Annotated in this window: 14 protein-coding genes; 2 read left to right on the forward strand and 12 right to left on the reverse strand. The window is 62.9% G+C overall.

Going from position 1 to position 13,699, the window contains the following annotated elements; translation table 11 throughout:
- Positions 1 to 5: 5 nt before the first annotated feature.
- From imuA to SOP95_RS04795, 3 genes are all read right to left on the reverse strand, one after another.
- Complete coding sequence (gene imuA, locus SOP95_RS04785; protein WP_323606398.1) at positions 6 to 623, reverse strand: translesion DNA synthesis-associated protein ImuA; 618 nt, start codon at positions 621 to 623, stop codon at positions 6 to 8.
- Entirely contained in the window at positions 623 to 1,240 is a 618-nt protein-coding gene (gene lexA, locus SOP95_RS04790) for a transcriptional repressor LexA (protein WP_274075902.1), read from the reverse strand. The genes imuA and lexA overlap by 1 nt, the downstream gene beginning before the upstream one ends.
- A 119-nt stretch (positions 1,241 to 1,359) precedes the next feature.
- Positions 1,360 to 2,310 carry a LysR family transcriptional regulator gene (locus SOP95_RS04795; protein WP_274075901.1) on the reverse strand — a complete coding sequence of 317 codons (951 nt, stop codon included), beginning with the start codon at positions 2,308 to 2,310 and terminating at the stop codon, positions 1,360 to 1,362.
- 103 nt (positions 2,311 to 2,413) lie between these two features.
- On the opposite strand from SOP95_RS04795, the gene SOP95_RS04800 reads away from it, so the two are divergent.
- Positions 2,414 to 4,156 (forward strand): amidohydrolase, encoded by a 1,743-nt coding sequence (locus SOP95_RS04800; protein ID WP_323606399.1) that lies wholly within the window; start codon positions 2,414 to 2,416, stop codon positions 4,154 to 4,156.
- Between the two features lie 120 nt (positions 4,157 to 4,276).
- Positions 4,277 to 5,014: a TorF family putative porin gene (locus tag SOP95_RS04805; protein ID WP_274075899.1), complete on the forward strand. Its 738-nt coding sequence runs from the start codon at positions 4,277 to 4,279 to the stop codon at positions 5,012 to 5,014.
- 154 nt (positions 5,015 to 5,168) lie between these two features.
- Here SOP95_RS04805 and SOP95_RS04810 read toward each other — a convergent pair whose 3' ends face one another.
- The 9 genes from SOP95_RS04810 to SOP95_RS04850 form a co-directional block, all read right to left on the reverse strand.
- On the reverse strand, positions 5,169 to 5,447 hold the full coding sequence (locus SOP95_RS04810) for a DUF971 domain-containing protein (RefSeq protein WP_323606400.1): 279 nt from the start codon (positions 5,445 to 5,447) through the stop codon (positions 5,169 to 5,171).
- Complete coding sequence (locus tag SOP95_RS04815; RefSeq protein WP_323606401.1) at positions 5,444 to 6,406, reverse strand: HEAT repeat domain-containing protein; 963 nt, start codon at positions 6,404 to 6,406, stop codon at positions 5,444 to 5,446. Before SOP95_RS04815 ends, SOP95_RS04810 begins: the two co-directional genes overlap by 4 nt.
- Positions 6,403 to 7,251: an ABC transporter ATP-binding protein gene (locus SOP95_RS04820; protein ID WP_274075896.1), complete on the reverse strand. Its 849-nt coding sequence runs from the start codon at positions 7,249 to 7,251 to the stop codon at positions 6,403 to 6,405. The genes SOP95_RS04815 and SOP95_RS04820 overlap by 4 nt, the downstream gene beginning before the upstream one ends.
- Positions 7,251 to 8,033: an ABC transporter permease gene (locus SOP95_RS04825; RefSeq protein ID WP_323606402.1), complete on the reverse strand. Its 783-nt coding sequence runs from the start codon at positions 8,031 to 8,033 to the stop codon at positions 7,251 to 7,253. Before SOP95_RS04825 ends, SOP95_RS04820 begins: the two co-directional genes overlap by 1 nt.
- 133 nt (positions 8,034 to 8,166) lie before the next feature.
- Complete coding sequence (locus SOP95_RS04830; protein WP_323606403.1) at positions 8,167 to 9,573, reverse strand: ABC transporter substrate-binding protein; 1,407 nt, start codon at positions 9,571 to 9,573, stop codon at positions 8,167 to 8,169.
- A gap of 237 nt (positions 9,574 to 9,810) precedes the next feature.
- Positions 9,811 to 10,056 (reverse strand): 4Fe-4S dicluster domain-containing protein, encoded by a 246-nt coding sequence (locus SOP95_RS04835; RefSeq protein ID WP_008060065.1) that lies wholly within the window; start codon positions 10,054 to 10,056, stop codon positions 9,811 to 9,813.
- Between the two features lie 26 nt (positions 10,057 to 10,082).
- Positions 10,083 to 11,813 (reverse strand): fumarate reductase/succinate dehydrogenase flavoprotein subunit, encoded by a 1,731-nt coding sequence (locus tag SOP95_RS04840; RefSeq protein ID WP_323606405.1) that lies wholly within the window; start codon positions 11,811 to 11,813, stop codon positions 10,083 to 10,085.
- Complete coding sequence (locus SOP95_RS04845) at positions 11,810 to 12,577, reverse strand: GntR family transcriptional regulator (protein WP_323606406.1); 768 nt, start codon at positions 12,575 to 12,577, stop codon at positions 11,810 to 11,812. Before SOP95_RS04845 ends, SOP95_RS04840 begins: the two co-directional genes overlap by 4 nt.
- A gap of 179 nt (positions 12,578 to 12,756) precedes the next feature.
- Positions 12,757 to 13,644 (reverse strand): Dyp-type peroxidase, encoded by an 888-nt coding sequence (locus SOP95_RS04850; RefSeq protein ID WP_323606408.1) that lies wholly within the window; start codon positions 13,642 to 13,644, stop codon positions 12,757 to 12,759.
- Positions 13,645 to 13,699: the final 55 nt, after the last annotated feature.

Below are 13,699 nucleotides of genomic sequence, written 5' to 3' on the forward strand. Positions count from 1 at the left end.
CAACCTCAATGCCCCACGGCGAAGGCAATCGGCGCCGAACGGGCCAAGCCGCCCCGGCACTTGAGCACCCGCAACTGTGCCGGCCTGGCATCGATGGCGATGCGCAGGGCCGCTGGCGACGGGTTGATCGCTTCACTGAGCGAGCGATAGGCGAAGGCCAGGGTCGAGCCGGTTTCCGCGGCCACCTGCAAGCGGCGCAAGGCGCGGTCATCGGCCTTGTGCGGCCAGCACAGCACCGCGCCGCAACTGCCCGAACGCAGGCACTGTTCCGCCGCCCACAATGCATCGCGCTCGCTGGCCTGGATGATCGACAATTGGCGCAGATCGACCCCGGCGCTCTGCCAGGCCTGGGGATACGGCACATACGGCGGCGCCACCAGGACGATGCGTTCGCCCGCCGCCGACAGCCGCGCCAGCGCCGGCCACACCAGTTGCAATTCGCCCACACCCTGCCCGGCCAGGAGGATTTCCGTCAGGGCCGCCTCCGGCCAGCCGCCCGTGGGCAACGCCGCATCCAGCGCGGCATGCCCGGTGGGTTGCGGGCTGACGGCCGGCGGCGCAGGCCGGCCTCGCCAGACCTGGCCGCCATTGAACAGCGTATCCAGCGCAACGACGGCACCCATCAGCCTTGCCTCACCAGGCCGCAGAACACCCCTTCGATGGCCAGGTCTCGATCACTTTCGACGATGATCGGCTGATAGGCCGGGTTGCGCGGCAGCAGGCGAACCCGGTCGCCGACCCGTTCGAAGCGCTTGATGGTGACTTCGCCGTCGAGACGCGCCACGACGATCTGGCCGTTCAGCGCCTCGGGGCTGCGGTGCACGCCCACCAGGTCGCCGTCGAGAATGCCATCCTCGATCATCGAGTCGCCGCGCACCCGCAGCAGGTAGTCCGGCACCCGGGAGAACATCGACGGATCGAACAGCAAACGGCTGTGGACCTCGGCATCGGCACCGATCGGCGCACCGGCCGCCACCCGGCCGAGTACCGGGATGTCCAGCAGCTCAGGGCGCGGCGGCTGCCCGAGCAGGCGAATGCCCCGGGCCTGATGCGGGTTGACCTCGATAAACCCGGCTTCGGTCAGCGCCAGCACATGTTTGCGCGCCACGCTGCGGGAGGCGAAACCGAACGCCTCGCTGATTTCAGCGAGGCTCGGGGACTGACCGTGCTCGGCGATACGTTCGCGGATGAAGGTCAGGATGGCGGTACGGCGGGGAGTCAGGGTTGTCATGGAGTACATTTGTACTCCTGTGGGAATTATCTGACAAGCACCTGTGTGTAGGAGCTGACGAGTGAAACGAGGCTGCGATCTTTTGATCTTGCTCTCTGAAAACAAAATCAAAAGATCGCAGCCTCGTTTCACGAGACAGCTCCTACAGGGGGAATCACGGGTACGCCCAAACCACGGGATGCCAGGAAACCTGCGATGTAATCGATGAACGCCAGCACCTTGGCCGTGGCCCGTCGATGGCTGGGATACACCGCCAGGATGTGCGGGCCGAAGCTGTCCGGGTCTATGTCGTAGTCGGCCATCAACCGCACCAGCCGGCCATCGGCGATGTACGGCGCCGCGCTCCACAAGGGCGTATGCAGCAGGCCGCGTCCGGCCAGGGCATTGGCCAGCAGCAGGTCGTAGTTGTCGCTGCGCAGGCGTGGTGCCTGAGGCTGCGGCAGGCTCAGGCGCTGGCCGTCGCGCTCGACCCACCAGAATTCGCGACTGAGCAACGGATGCCAATACAGCAACCAGTCATGCTCGTCGAGGGTTTGCGGGGTGACCGCCTGCCCCTTGCGTTCGAGGTATTGCGGGCTCGCGCACAGCGCCAGGCAATTGCTGCCGACCACGCGCGCGATCAACCCCGGCAAGTCGTCGTGCCCTTCGCGCAAGGCCAGGTCATGGCCGCTCTCCAGCAGATTGACGAAGTCGTCGCACAGGTCCACCTGCAGGTTGATCTGCGGGTACTGGTCAAGAAAACCGCCACATACCTGATCGAGAAAGGCCTGCCCATAGGCCAGCGGCGCGGTGATTTTCAGGCTGCCGCGCAAACCATGCTGCAATTGCTCGATCTCCTCGCCGGCCTCGTCCAGTCGCTGCAACACCTGGCGCGCAGTTTCAAGGTAGAGCCGCCCGGATTCCGTAAGCAGGATCCGCCGGGTGCTGCGTTCGAACAAACGCGCGCCGAGTTCCGCCTCCAGGTGGTTGACCGCTTTGGTCAGCGCCGACGGGGTTTTGCCCAATTGCTCGGCGGCGCGGCTGAAGCTGCCCAGTTGCGCCGTGACCACGAACATTTTCAGTGCACCCAGCTTGTCCATACTTTTTCCATTCAGGCAAAAACGTTTTTCGTGAGTGAGGCGTTCTGCCAAGCGCGGCAAGCCACTAATCTGGCCATCAGACGCAATAACAAGGAAACATTCAATGAAAAGATTCATCCCGAATCTGTTGATGGTGGCAGTCAGTTTTGCCTCGTTGGAAGCCATGGCGGCGACCGACCTGGTGCTGTTCAACGGCAAGATCTTCACCGCCGACGCTAACCAGCCCAAGGTCCAGGCACTGGCGGTACAGGATGGCAAGGTGTTGCAAGTGGGCAGCGATGCCCAGATCAAGGCCCTGATCGAGTCGGGCACCCAAGTCATCGACCTGGGCGGCAAGACCCTGATGCCCGGCCTGATCGACAGCCACTCCCACGCGATTTTCGGGGGCCTGGAAATGGTCTCGGCCAACATGGCAGACGAGGTGGTCGAACTCGACGAACTGGAAAAACGCCTGCGCGCCTGGCGTGACGACGGCAAGGCCAAGCATGGCGATGTCCTGAGCGTGGCCGGCATGAGTTCGGCTTACTGGGCCCAGGCCGAAGCGCTGGGCAAGAAATTCAACAGCGGCGAATGGGCCGACGTCGGCGTGGTATTCACCGGCAGCGACCACCACACGGCCTGGGCCAACAACGTGATGCTCAAGCGCGGCGGCATCGATGCCGCGCTGCTCAAAACCCTGCCAGACGCCGAGAAAGACACCATCGGCAAACTCGCCGACGGCAGCCCCAACGGCTTCCTGGTGGACGCCGGGTGGGACCGGGTGGCCTCGAAAATGCCATCGCCGAGTGCCGCCGACATGTTGAAAGCGGCGCAAACCGCCGTGAGCTACAACAACAGCCTCGGCATCACCGCCTGGATGGACCCCGCCGCCAACGCTGCGCCCGGCGAGCCGGTTTTCGCCCTCAAGCCCACGGAGAAAACCGTCGGCGTGCTGCCGGTGTACAAGGCCCTGTCAGAAAGTGGCGGCATGACCGCCCACGTCGCCGCGCTGCTGGTGGCCAACGGCAAGAGCGTTCCGGCCGATCTCGACACCCTCGATAAGGTCCGCCAGCAATTCCAGGGCATTCCCAACCTTACGCTGCCCGGCATCAAGATCTTCGCCGATGGCGTGATCGAGTACCCGGCACAAAGCGCAGCGATGATCGACCCCTATACCAACTCGCACAAACCGGGCGAACTGCTGATCGATCCGAAGCACTTCGGTGAGCTGGTCAGCGCCATCGATCAGCGCGGCTGGCTGGTGCACATCCACGCCATCGGCGACCGTGCGGTGCGCGAATCGCTGAACGGCATTGCCCAGGCGCGCAAGGACCGGCAGAGCGGCGTGCCCCACTCCATCACGCACTTGCAGATCGTCAACCCGAAAGAGTTCGCCCGCTTCAAACCCCTCGACGTCATCGCCTCGATGCAACTGCTCTGGGCCAGCGCCGACGACTACACCACGGACATGATCAAGCCGTACGTCAGTGCCCAGGCGTTCCGTTACCAGTACCCGGCGCACTCGCTGCTCACACAGGGCGCGACCCTTTCCGGGGCCAGCGACTGGCCGGTGTCCACGCCGAACCCGTTCAACGCCATGGCCCAGGCCATGACCCGGGTCGGTCCATTGGGCGTGCTCAACGCCGAGGAGCGCATCGACCGCGAAACCATGCTCTATGCCTACACCCTCAACGCCGCCCGCACCATTGGCCTGGACAAACAGATCGGCTCGCTGAGCGCCGGCAAACAGGCCGACTTCATCGTGGTCGACCGCGATGTATTCAGCGTCGACGAAAAAGCCCTGCACGACACCCAGGTGCTGCAGACCTGGTTCGCCGGCCGGCAAGTCTACGCGGCAACCCTCTAACAAAAACCGCCCCCCCTGCCCGACCTCGTGTTTTACGACACGAGGCCCGGCGCAGCCTTGCTTGAAATCTGCCCATAACAATCCTGCCCTTAACAATAAAAAGCAACGGGACGTACCCCCATGAAAGCTTTCACCCTGTTCGCCCTCGGTTCCTTGAGTTTGCTGCCCTTGTGCAGCCAGGCCGTGCCCTTGAACGATGATTTCTCCTTGCTGCTGGACGTGACCCTGGCCAGCGACTACCGCACCCGCGGCATCTCGCAAACCCAGAACGACCCCGCCTTGCAGGCCGGTGCCACCCTGCAACACAGCAGCGGCCTGTACCTGGGCGCATGGACGTCCAACGTCGATTTTGGCTACGGCCTGAAGACCCGGCAGGAAGTCGATTACTACGCCGGTTGGTTCTGGGAGGCCACAGACGCCATCAACCTCGACCTGGGCTACCTCAAATATTCGTACCCGAAGGAGAGCCAATTCAACCAAAGCGAGGTCTACGGGATTCTCAGCGTCTATGGGGTGAAACTCGGCGCCTATTATTCCGACGATGCACCGGGCATCGACAGCGAGCAGAACTCGCTCTACAGCTATGTCGGCTACGAGACCGAATTGCCCTACGACACCGGCCTGAAACTGCGCTACGGCTTGATGGACTTCAAGGACCCGCACCTGTATTCGAGCTCGGGTGAAGCCGAGGATTCCTACCGTGAATGGGAGGTCAAGCTGACCCACGAACTGGCGGGTGTGATGCTGGGCCTGAGCTATATCGACACCGATTTGTCCAAGAGCCAGTGCACCAGCAACTGGGGCTTCGACGACGTGTGCAGCGCGACGGTGGTGGCAAGCATCAGCAAATCCTTTTGAATGCCCACTCTGTATTTGGCCTTTGAATCTTGTGCTGAATTTGAGATTGCCTTCGCTGGCAAGCCAGCTCCTACAGGGACCCAGGTGACCACATTATTGGTGGCAACACCGATAAATTGTAGGAGCTGGCTTGCCAGCGAAAGCGGCATTCCATTCACCGACCAAGCCCGGCGAGGTAAGCCCACGGGTAGATCCCCCGCTCATGCCCATCACTGAACACCAATTGCAATCCGTACCCCTGGGAATTCACTTCGATCACCTGAACGCGTGAATCCACCAGCGGTGTCATCCCCCGCAATCGAAACGCCCGGCACTGCGAACACGGGCACTGCCGGCGCAACTCTGCGTGATTGAGCAACTGCTCGCGGCCATCCGGCCAGTTCAAGCGCAGTTGTTGTTTGCTACGGGAATTGCCCACCGCCACCGGGTTCATTGCAGCTGACTCAGGGCAATGCGCACCGCCTTGCGCACTTCCGGATCGCCATCGTCCTGCGCCGCCTGCAACGGCGCGATGGCGCCTTTATCGTTCAACTCACCAAGGGCCAGGGCGGCTTCCTTGCGCAGGTTGCTGATGCGGTGGCCAAGGGTGCCGATCAGCGCGTCTAAAGCCTGGGCGTAACGCAAACGACCCAGGCTGCGGGTCGCGCGCAGGCGCACTTGCCAGTAATCGTCGCTCAAGGCTTGGACCAATGCCGGGCCGGCGTTAGCGTGCCCAACCTTGCCCAGGGTGGTGGCGGCTTCCTCGCGCACTTGCCAGGCCTGGTCCTGCAAGGCCTGGCGCAGGGCCGGCAGCACCTGCGCGTCGGACGCCAGGCCGAGGGCGCCGGTGGCGGCGCGGCGCACTTCGGTGTCCGGGTCGGCGCTGGCCAGGCGCGCCAGGGCCGGCAAGGCGTCGAGCTGTTTGAGCCAGCCCAGCACACCCACCGCTTCACGGCGGACATTGGCGTCCTGATCACCCAACGCCAACAGCGCTGCCGAGGCCGCCTGAGGGTAGCGCAACTCGCGCAGGGCCCTGAACGCGGCAATGCGCACGCCGATGTCGGCATGCCCGGTCCACGGCAGGATCACCCGGCCCGCCGCTTCGCTCTTGAGCAGGCTGAGGCTTTGCGCGGCAGCAGTTTGCACCGCGACGGATGGATCGGTCAGCGCCTGGCACAGCGCCTCGACCACCGGTTCATCTTCCCAGGCCTCCAGCAAGCGTGCGGCTTCGGCACGGACCTCTTCGGCCGGGTCCTCAGCCAGTCGATTGACCAGCCACAGCAAGCCGTCCGGCTCTTCCAGGTCGGCCAGTTCGATCAATGCAATGCGGCGCACGCCGGCATCGTCATCGGTCAGTCGCGGTTGCAGGGCGAGAATGTCGTCGTTGTCGGTTACATCGAATAGTGAGGTCATAGGGCAAATCGCGGCAGTTTGTTTTCAGGGGGCAGTCCGAGAGGGTTCAGGCGCGGTAATTGCCGACCATCTTCGTGACGCAATAATTCGAGGCAGTGTCGCTTCAAGCGGGAAAACTCATGGCTGGTCACCAGTTCGCTCGTGCGTGGCCGGGGGAAATCCAGGCGCAAGTCTTCGATGATCCGCCCGGGACGCGAACTCATGACCAGCAGGCGGTCAGCGAGGAACAGCGCTTCGTCGATGTCATGGGTGACAAAGACCACGGTGGTGCGGATGCGCGTCCAGATGTCCAGCAACAGCTCCTGCATGTTCAAACGGGTCAGGGCATCGAGGGCACCAAAGGGCTCGTCCATGAGCAACAGCCGTGGCCGATTGACCAGCACCCGGGCGATTTCCACCCGCTGCTGCATGCCGCCGGAGAGCTGGTCCGGCCAGCGCTCGGCGAAGTCTTGCAGGCCCACCAGGGCGAGGATTTCGTCGGCGGCCTGGTGTCGCTCGACTTTACCGACCCCGCGCATTTTCAGGCCGAAAGCCACGTTGTCGCGCACGGTTCGCCAGGGGAACAACGTGTGATGCTGGAACACCATGCCGCGTTGCGGCGACGGTCCCGAGACTTTTGCACCGTCGACATTCAGGGTCCCGGTGTACGTTGTCAGATGCCCGGCCAGTGCGCCGAGCAAGGTGGACTTGCCGCAACCGGACGGCCCGAGGATGCACACGAACTGCCCCGGTTCGATCAGACAGTCCAGGCCCTGCACGGCTTCGAATGCTGCACTGCCCTCGCCCAGGCTGATCGACAAAGCGCGGATATCGATACGCCCTTCAGGCTGTTGAAAAACGCTCATCAGGCTTTTCCTCGTGGTCGGTGCCAGGGCGTGAACACGCCGCCCAGGCGTTTGATCAGCAGGCTGCTGCCCATCCCGAGTACGCCGATCAGCAGCATGCCGACCACGATGTCGGGGTAGTTCTGGATGGTGTAGGACTCCCAGGTGTAATAACCGATGCCGTATTGGCCGGAGATCATCTCGGCCGTCACCAGGCAGAACCACGAGGTGCCCATGCCGATGGCCAGGCCGGTGATGATGCTCGGTGCGGCACCCGGCAGGATCACTTCCAGCAACATCGCCCGGCGCCCTGCCCCGAGGCTTTTCGCCGAGGCGATCAGCCGTGGGTCGACACCTTCGACGCCGTGCATGGTATTGAGCAGGATCGGGAACAAGGCGCCGGTAAAGGTGATGAAGACCATCGACAGCTCGGACGAGGGAAACATCAGGATCGCCAGGGGAATCCAGGCCACGGCGGGGATTGGGCGCAGTACTTCCAGGGGTGGCAGCAACAAGTCTTCGGCCCACTTCGAGCGGCCGATGGCCAGGCCCAGGGCGACGCCGATGACCAGGGCAGCGAAGTAACCGGCAAATACCCGGCTGAGGCTGCTGCCCAGGTGCCGGGCGAGCTTGCCGGAGTCACCGAGGCCCAGCGCCGCTTCAATGACGGCCACGGGGGTGGGGACGTTGGCGAAGGTCACCAGGCCAAGGTTCCAGTGGTGGCTGGCGGCGACGTGCCAGAACAGCAGGCAGAGCAGCAAGGATGCTGCCCTCGGAATCCAGCGTAAAAATGATCCGTACACAATATTCCCTCTCACCGGGAAACCTGTAGGAGCTGGCTTGCCAGCGATTGCGGTGTGTCAGTCAACATTGATGTTGGCTGGTCGGGCGCCTTCGCTGGCAAGCCAGCTCCTACAGGTTCGAGGTGTTTTGCGGTTAGCGGGCGGCCACGGCCTGGGTAGTGGCGTCGGTGAAATCGAACACCTTGCCGCCCTGTGCCGTGGCGAATTGTTGGGCCTGGCCTTTGAGCAGGAATGCACTCAAATGCCCCTTGGCATCACTGGCAAACCACGCCTGGTCCGCCAGCAACTTGATCCCGCTGTCAGCGGCCTGGGCATACACCGCGCGGATGTTCTTGCCTTCCTGCTTCAGCGCGGCCAGCGCGGTGAATGCCGCTTGCGCCGAAGCGTACTGACGGACTTTCGGCTCGCCGCGCACCCAGATCTCGGCCACATGGCTGAAGTCGGTGATGGCTTCGCCGCTGGAGGCATCGACGGCTTTAAGCGGCGTCTGCTGGTAGTTCGCAAGCTGCGCGTTGTAGTCCAGCTTCGAGGCCTTGAACGCGGCGCGGATGTACTGGTCGTCGATAAAGGTATTCAGGTCGAGCCCGCGATCGGCTTTCTTCAACAACTTAAGGGTATCGATAGCGGTACCGACGGCCTGGCGGTATTCAGGTTTCCAGGTGAGGTCGCGAGTCTGTACGCCGAGGGGGCCGTGGAACAGGTAGTTGACCTCGGCGTCGACCCCGGTGACCTTGGCGATCAGTTCGCTGTACTTCTCAGGCTCGGCGGCGAGTAGCTGATTGGCTTCGAGGCTGGCGCGCAGGTAGGCGACGACGACTTCCGGGTATTTCTTCGCATAGGCCTGGTCGACCAGCGCCCCGTGGAAGGTCGGCGCGCCGGCCTGGGAACCGTCGTAGATCTTGCGCGCGAACCCGCGGCTCGGGAACAGTTCGGCGAACGGCACGAAGTCGGCATGGGCGTCGATCTTGCCGGCCTGCAACGCGGAACCGGCGACTTCCGGCGGCTGGGCGATGATGTTCACGTCCTTGAGCGGGTCCCAGCCCTGGGCCGCCACCGCGCGCAGCAACATGCCGTGGGCGGTCGAGGCGAACGGCACGGAGATGGTCTTGCCCTTGAGTTCGGCCAGCGACTGCACACCCGAGGCGCTCGGCACCACGATGCCGTTGCCACTGCCCTGGGTGCTTCCCGACAGCACGCTGATGAACAGGCTGTGCTTGCCGGCGGTTTCAAACGCCACGCCGTTGAATGAACCAGGGAAGTCGGCCATGGCGCCAAAGTCGAGCTTGCCGGCGACCATCTCGTTGGTTAGCGGCGCGCCACTGGTGAAGTTCTTCCACTCGATGTCGTACTGGGCGTCTTTGTACTGGCCGTCGTGGGGCAGGTATTTGTCCAGCAGGCCCAGCTCGCGAATCAACAGGCCGCCGGCGGCGCAGTTGATGGTGGTGTCCTGGGTGCCGATGGCAATGCGGATGGTTTCGGCCTGGGCCGACAAGGTGAATGAAGCCAGTACCAGACCGGCAATCGCTGCACGTAAGAGCATGAGTGTTTCCCCTCGAATCATTTATAGGATGTTCGTCTCCGCCACGATCAGGGCGTGGTGGGAAACGAGGGGTGTCTTGAAGCAAGCGTCCGGGGGTGGCCGGATGGCGTTTTGATTTGTCTGTACGCGATCCCCTGTGGGAGCGGGCTTGCTCGCGAAAGCGTCCTTTTCAGTCAATGGAGATGCCAGCCATGCCGGCGTCTTCGCGAGCAAGCCCGCTCCCACATTGATTGTGTTTCAACGCAGCAAATAAGGGATATCGACTTTCACCGCCCCCGTCGGGCAGTCCTTTTCACAGGGCATGCAGTACCAGCATTCATCAAAGGCCATGTAGGCCTTTTGCGTGGCCGGGTTGATCGCCAGCAGGTCCATCGGGCAGACGTCGACGCACACGGTGCAGCCTTTGTGGGCGATGCACAGGTCCTCATCGACGGTGACCGGTGCATTGGAGCGAAAGAATATTTCCTGGGGTTGGTAGGCCATTTCACGGTCTCTCTCTAGTGTCATGCTCAAGCCGCATCGGCACCGACCCGCAACCGGTCGTAGGCCTGCATTTCATCGGCGTCCAGCGGGATGATGTAAGGCTCGACGGCTTTCTTGAAACTCCTCATCAGGCCGTCTTCCCCCTTCTTCAGATGGCAGTGACAGAACCAGTCGCTGTCGTTGCGCTGCGGATGATCGACCCGGTAGTGGTAAAGCCCCCAGCGACTTTCGGCGCGGAACAGCGAAGCGCGGGCGGCCATTTCGGCGCAGTCGCGGATCATGCTGACTTCCATGGCACGCATCAGCTCATGGGCGTTATGGGCCTTGATCTGATCGAGGTCGCGCTGGATGTCGCTGAAGCGTTGCAGGCCGATCTGCATCTTTTTCGTCACTTTCGGCGGCTGCAGGTAGTCGTTGACGAAGCGGCGCAGCTTGTACTCGACCTGGGCCGGTGGCAGGCCGTGTTCGCGATCAAGGGGCGCATAGACCCGCTGTTTCTCGATTTCGATCTGCTCGGCATCCAGCGCTGAAAACTCGCGGCCGGCGACGAAGTCCGCCGCATTGTTGCCGGCAAACCAGCCATAGGTGAACGCACCGAGCATGTAGTTGTGCGGCACCGCGGCCATGTCACCCGCCGAATACAGGCCTTTGACCGACGTCTCGGCCTTCTCGTTGACCCACACCCCCGACGCCGAATGCCCGCTGCAAAAGCCGATCTCGGAGATGTGCATCTCGACCATCTGCGTGCGGTAATCGGTGCCGCGATTGGCGTGGAACTGACCGCGGCTCGGCCGCTCGTTGCTGTGCAGGATCTCTTCGATGTTCTGGATGGTTTCCTCGGCCAGGTGATCGAGCTTGAGGAACACCGGGCCGTTGCCGCTATCCAGTTCCTGGTGGAACTCCCACATCATCTGCCCGCTCCAGTAGTCGCACTCGATGAAGCGCTCGCCCTTGTTGTTGGCGGTGTAGCCGCCCAGGGGACCCGTAACATAGGCGCAGGCCGGGCCGTTGTAGTCCTTGATCAGCGGGTTGATCTGGAAGCATTCCAGGTTCGCCAGTTCCGCCCCGGCGTGATAGGCCATGGCGTAACCGTCGCCGGCATTGGTCGGGTTTTCGTAGGTGCCCATCAGGTACCCCGAGGCCGGCAGGCCCAGGCGCCCGGCGGCACCGCAGGCTAGGATCACCGCCTTGGCCTTGATCACATGGAAGTCGGCGGTGCGGCAATCGAACCCCATCACGCCGTTGACCGCCCCCTCGCTGCCAGTCAGCAAGCGGGTGCAGACCAGGCGGTTGGTGATGCTCACCCGTGCCCGCTTCAACTGCCGGTAGAGCACTTTCTTGATGTCATGCCCTTCCGGCATCGGCAGCACGTAGGCGCCCATGTGGTGGACCTTCTTCACCGCGTAGTCGCCGGTCTCGTCCTTCTCGAACTTCACGCCCCAGCGGTCCAGTTGCTCGATGGTCTCGAAACTGTGGGTGGCGTAGGCATACACCGCGGCCTGATTGACGATGCCGTCGTTGGCGATGGTGATTTCCTTGGTGTACTGCTCCGGTGTCGAGTGGCCGGGAATGATCGCGTTGTTCAGGCCGTCCATGCCCATGCTGATCGCGCCGCTGCGCTTGACGTTGGCCTTGTCGATCAACAACACGCGCAGATCGCGGTTGCGCTCCTTGGCCTTGATCGCCGCCATGGGCCCCGCGGTGCCGCCGCCGATCACGACGATGTCGTATTCCTGTTCCAGTGTCGTTCGGGTCATGCCTGATCCCCTTTTTGCCGGTCGATCCGCAGGCGGTACTGGAAGGCATCGCCACGGTAGTAAAGGTGTTCGAAGTCCACTGGGCGGCCTTGGGCGTCGTGGGTCAGGCGCTCGATGCGCATGATCGGCGAGCCGGCCTCGACGTTCAGCGCCTGGGTCAGGTCGCTGTCGGCCAGCACCGCGTCGATGGCGAGGTCAGCGTGACCCAGGGCCAGGCCGCAGTCGTTTTCCAGGATCAGGAAGATGTCGCGGGTGACCAGGTCAGCCTTCTCCAGGCGTTCGCCAAGGGCTTTGGGCAGGTAGGTGATTTCCAGCGAAATCGGCTCGCGGTTGATCAGCCGTACCCGCTTGATCTGCGCCACGGTCTCGCCTTCGGCAACCTGCAAGCGTTCGGCGACCAGCTTGTCGGCGGCGATGAATTTGAAGCTGCGCAGGCGGTTGATCACCTCATAACCGCGACCGGTCATGGACTCGGCGAGGCCTTGCAGGGTGCTGACGTTCTGGAAGGTTTTCGGCTTGGCGACGAAGGTGCCCTTGCCGTGGATCTTGAAGATCAGCCCTTCCTTCTGCAGATCGCCGAGGGCCTGGCGCACCGTGATGCGGCTGACCTTGAACAGTGTGCCGAGCTCGCTTTCGGAAGGCATCTGGCTGTCCTGCGGGTATTCACCGTCGAGGATGCGCGCACGGAGGATGTCGCGCAGCTGGGTGTGCAGCGGGACACTGCTGTGTGAAAGAGGGCTGAGGGATAGAACGTTATCGGTCATGAGGATCACTTGTCATAACGAGTTATGATGTGATCTTATGGTTCTAAGTACGGGAATGAGAAATACCGTTTGAGCATAAGGTTAGATTCACTGTAGGAGCTGGCTTGCCAGCGAAAGCGGTATGCCTGACTCACCGCATCGCCCTATTCGCCGGCAAGCCGGCTCCTACAGATAATGTCTCAGCCGATGCGCAGCGCACGCAGGTCGAGATGGCCATCCTTCAACGGCGGGCACCAGTAATAGCCGCCGGTGATCGGACGGCTGATGCGGTACAAGCCATCGGTAATACCGTCCTCCAGCCCACTCATGCGTCGCAGCTGAACCTCGAAGGCATCAAGGGAAAAACCGAAGGCCAGGAACATCAGCCCGGCGCGGTCGCCTTCGATCCACGGCATCGAGCGGCGAACCACGAACGCTTCAGGGGCAAAACTCTCCTGGGCGGTGCGTTTGACGTGGGCAGAGATCGGTGCGTCGTCGAGTTCTTCGTTATCGCTCAGGCGACGGCCCATGATGTCATCCGTCTCATGGGACGGCATCGCGCGAAAACCCTTGAGGTCATGCTGCCACTGCTGGAGCGCGGCAAAACTGCCGCCCACCGTGCCCTCGACGCCCGCCCCCACCAGCGCGGCGGCCGCGGCGGCTTCGTCACGGGGGTTTTCGGTGCCGTCTTCGTAGCCGGTCAGGTCATGGCCGTCACGGTGGCGGAAACCCTCGGTGACTTGCACCAGGCGCAGGGCCGGCGCCAAGGCCGCCTCGAAGGCGTGGCTGCGGTTGAGCAGTTCGCCACGGTCGGTACCGTGCAACCAGCACCACAGCGCCTGTTGCGTCGACGGGTTGTCGACACCGACACCGGCCAGCGCCGGAAATGACCGCAAGCCTTCGATATGCCCGTCGAGGGCCTTGACCAGGGACTCACCGAAACCGACCACCGCCGATTTGCCGTCCACCAGTTGCATCAGCTTGTCCAGCGCAGCCGGCAGTGCAGCCACCGATTCCAGGGCGAAAAACATATGACGAGCGAGAGGCGGAACAGGGGTGGCGAGGATGCCCGGCTGGTAGTGACTCATGTGAACTCCTTATGAAAGAGCGCGAAGTTTAACCTCGACACCCGCCATTGTGTGC

It is taken from the genome of Pseudomonas sp. YuFO8, from assembly GCF_035065025.1.
Classification (GTDB): domain Bacteria; phylum Pseudomonadota; class Gammaproteobacteria; order Pseudomonadales; family Pseudomonadaceae; genus Aquipseudomonas; species Aquipseudomonas putida_AE.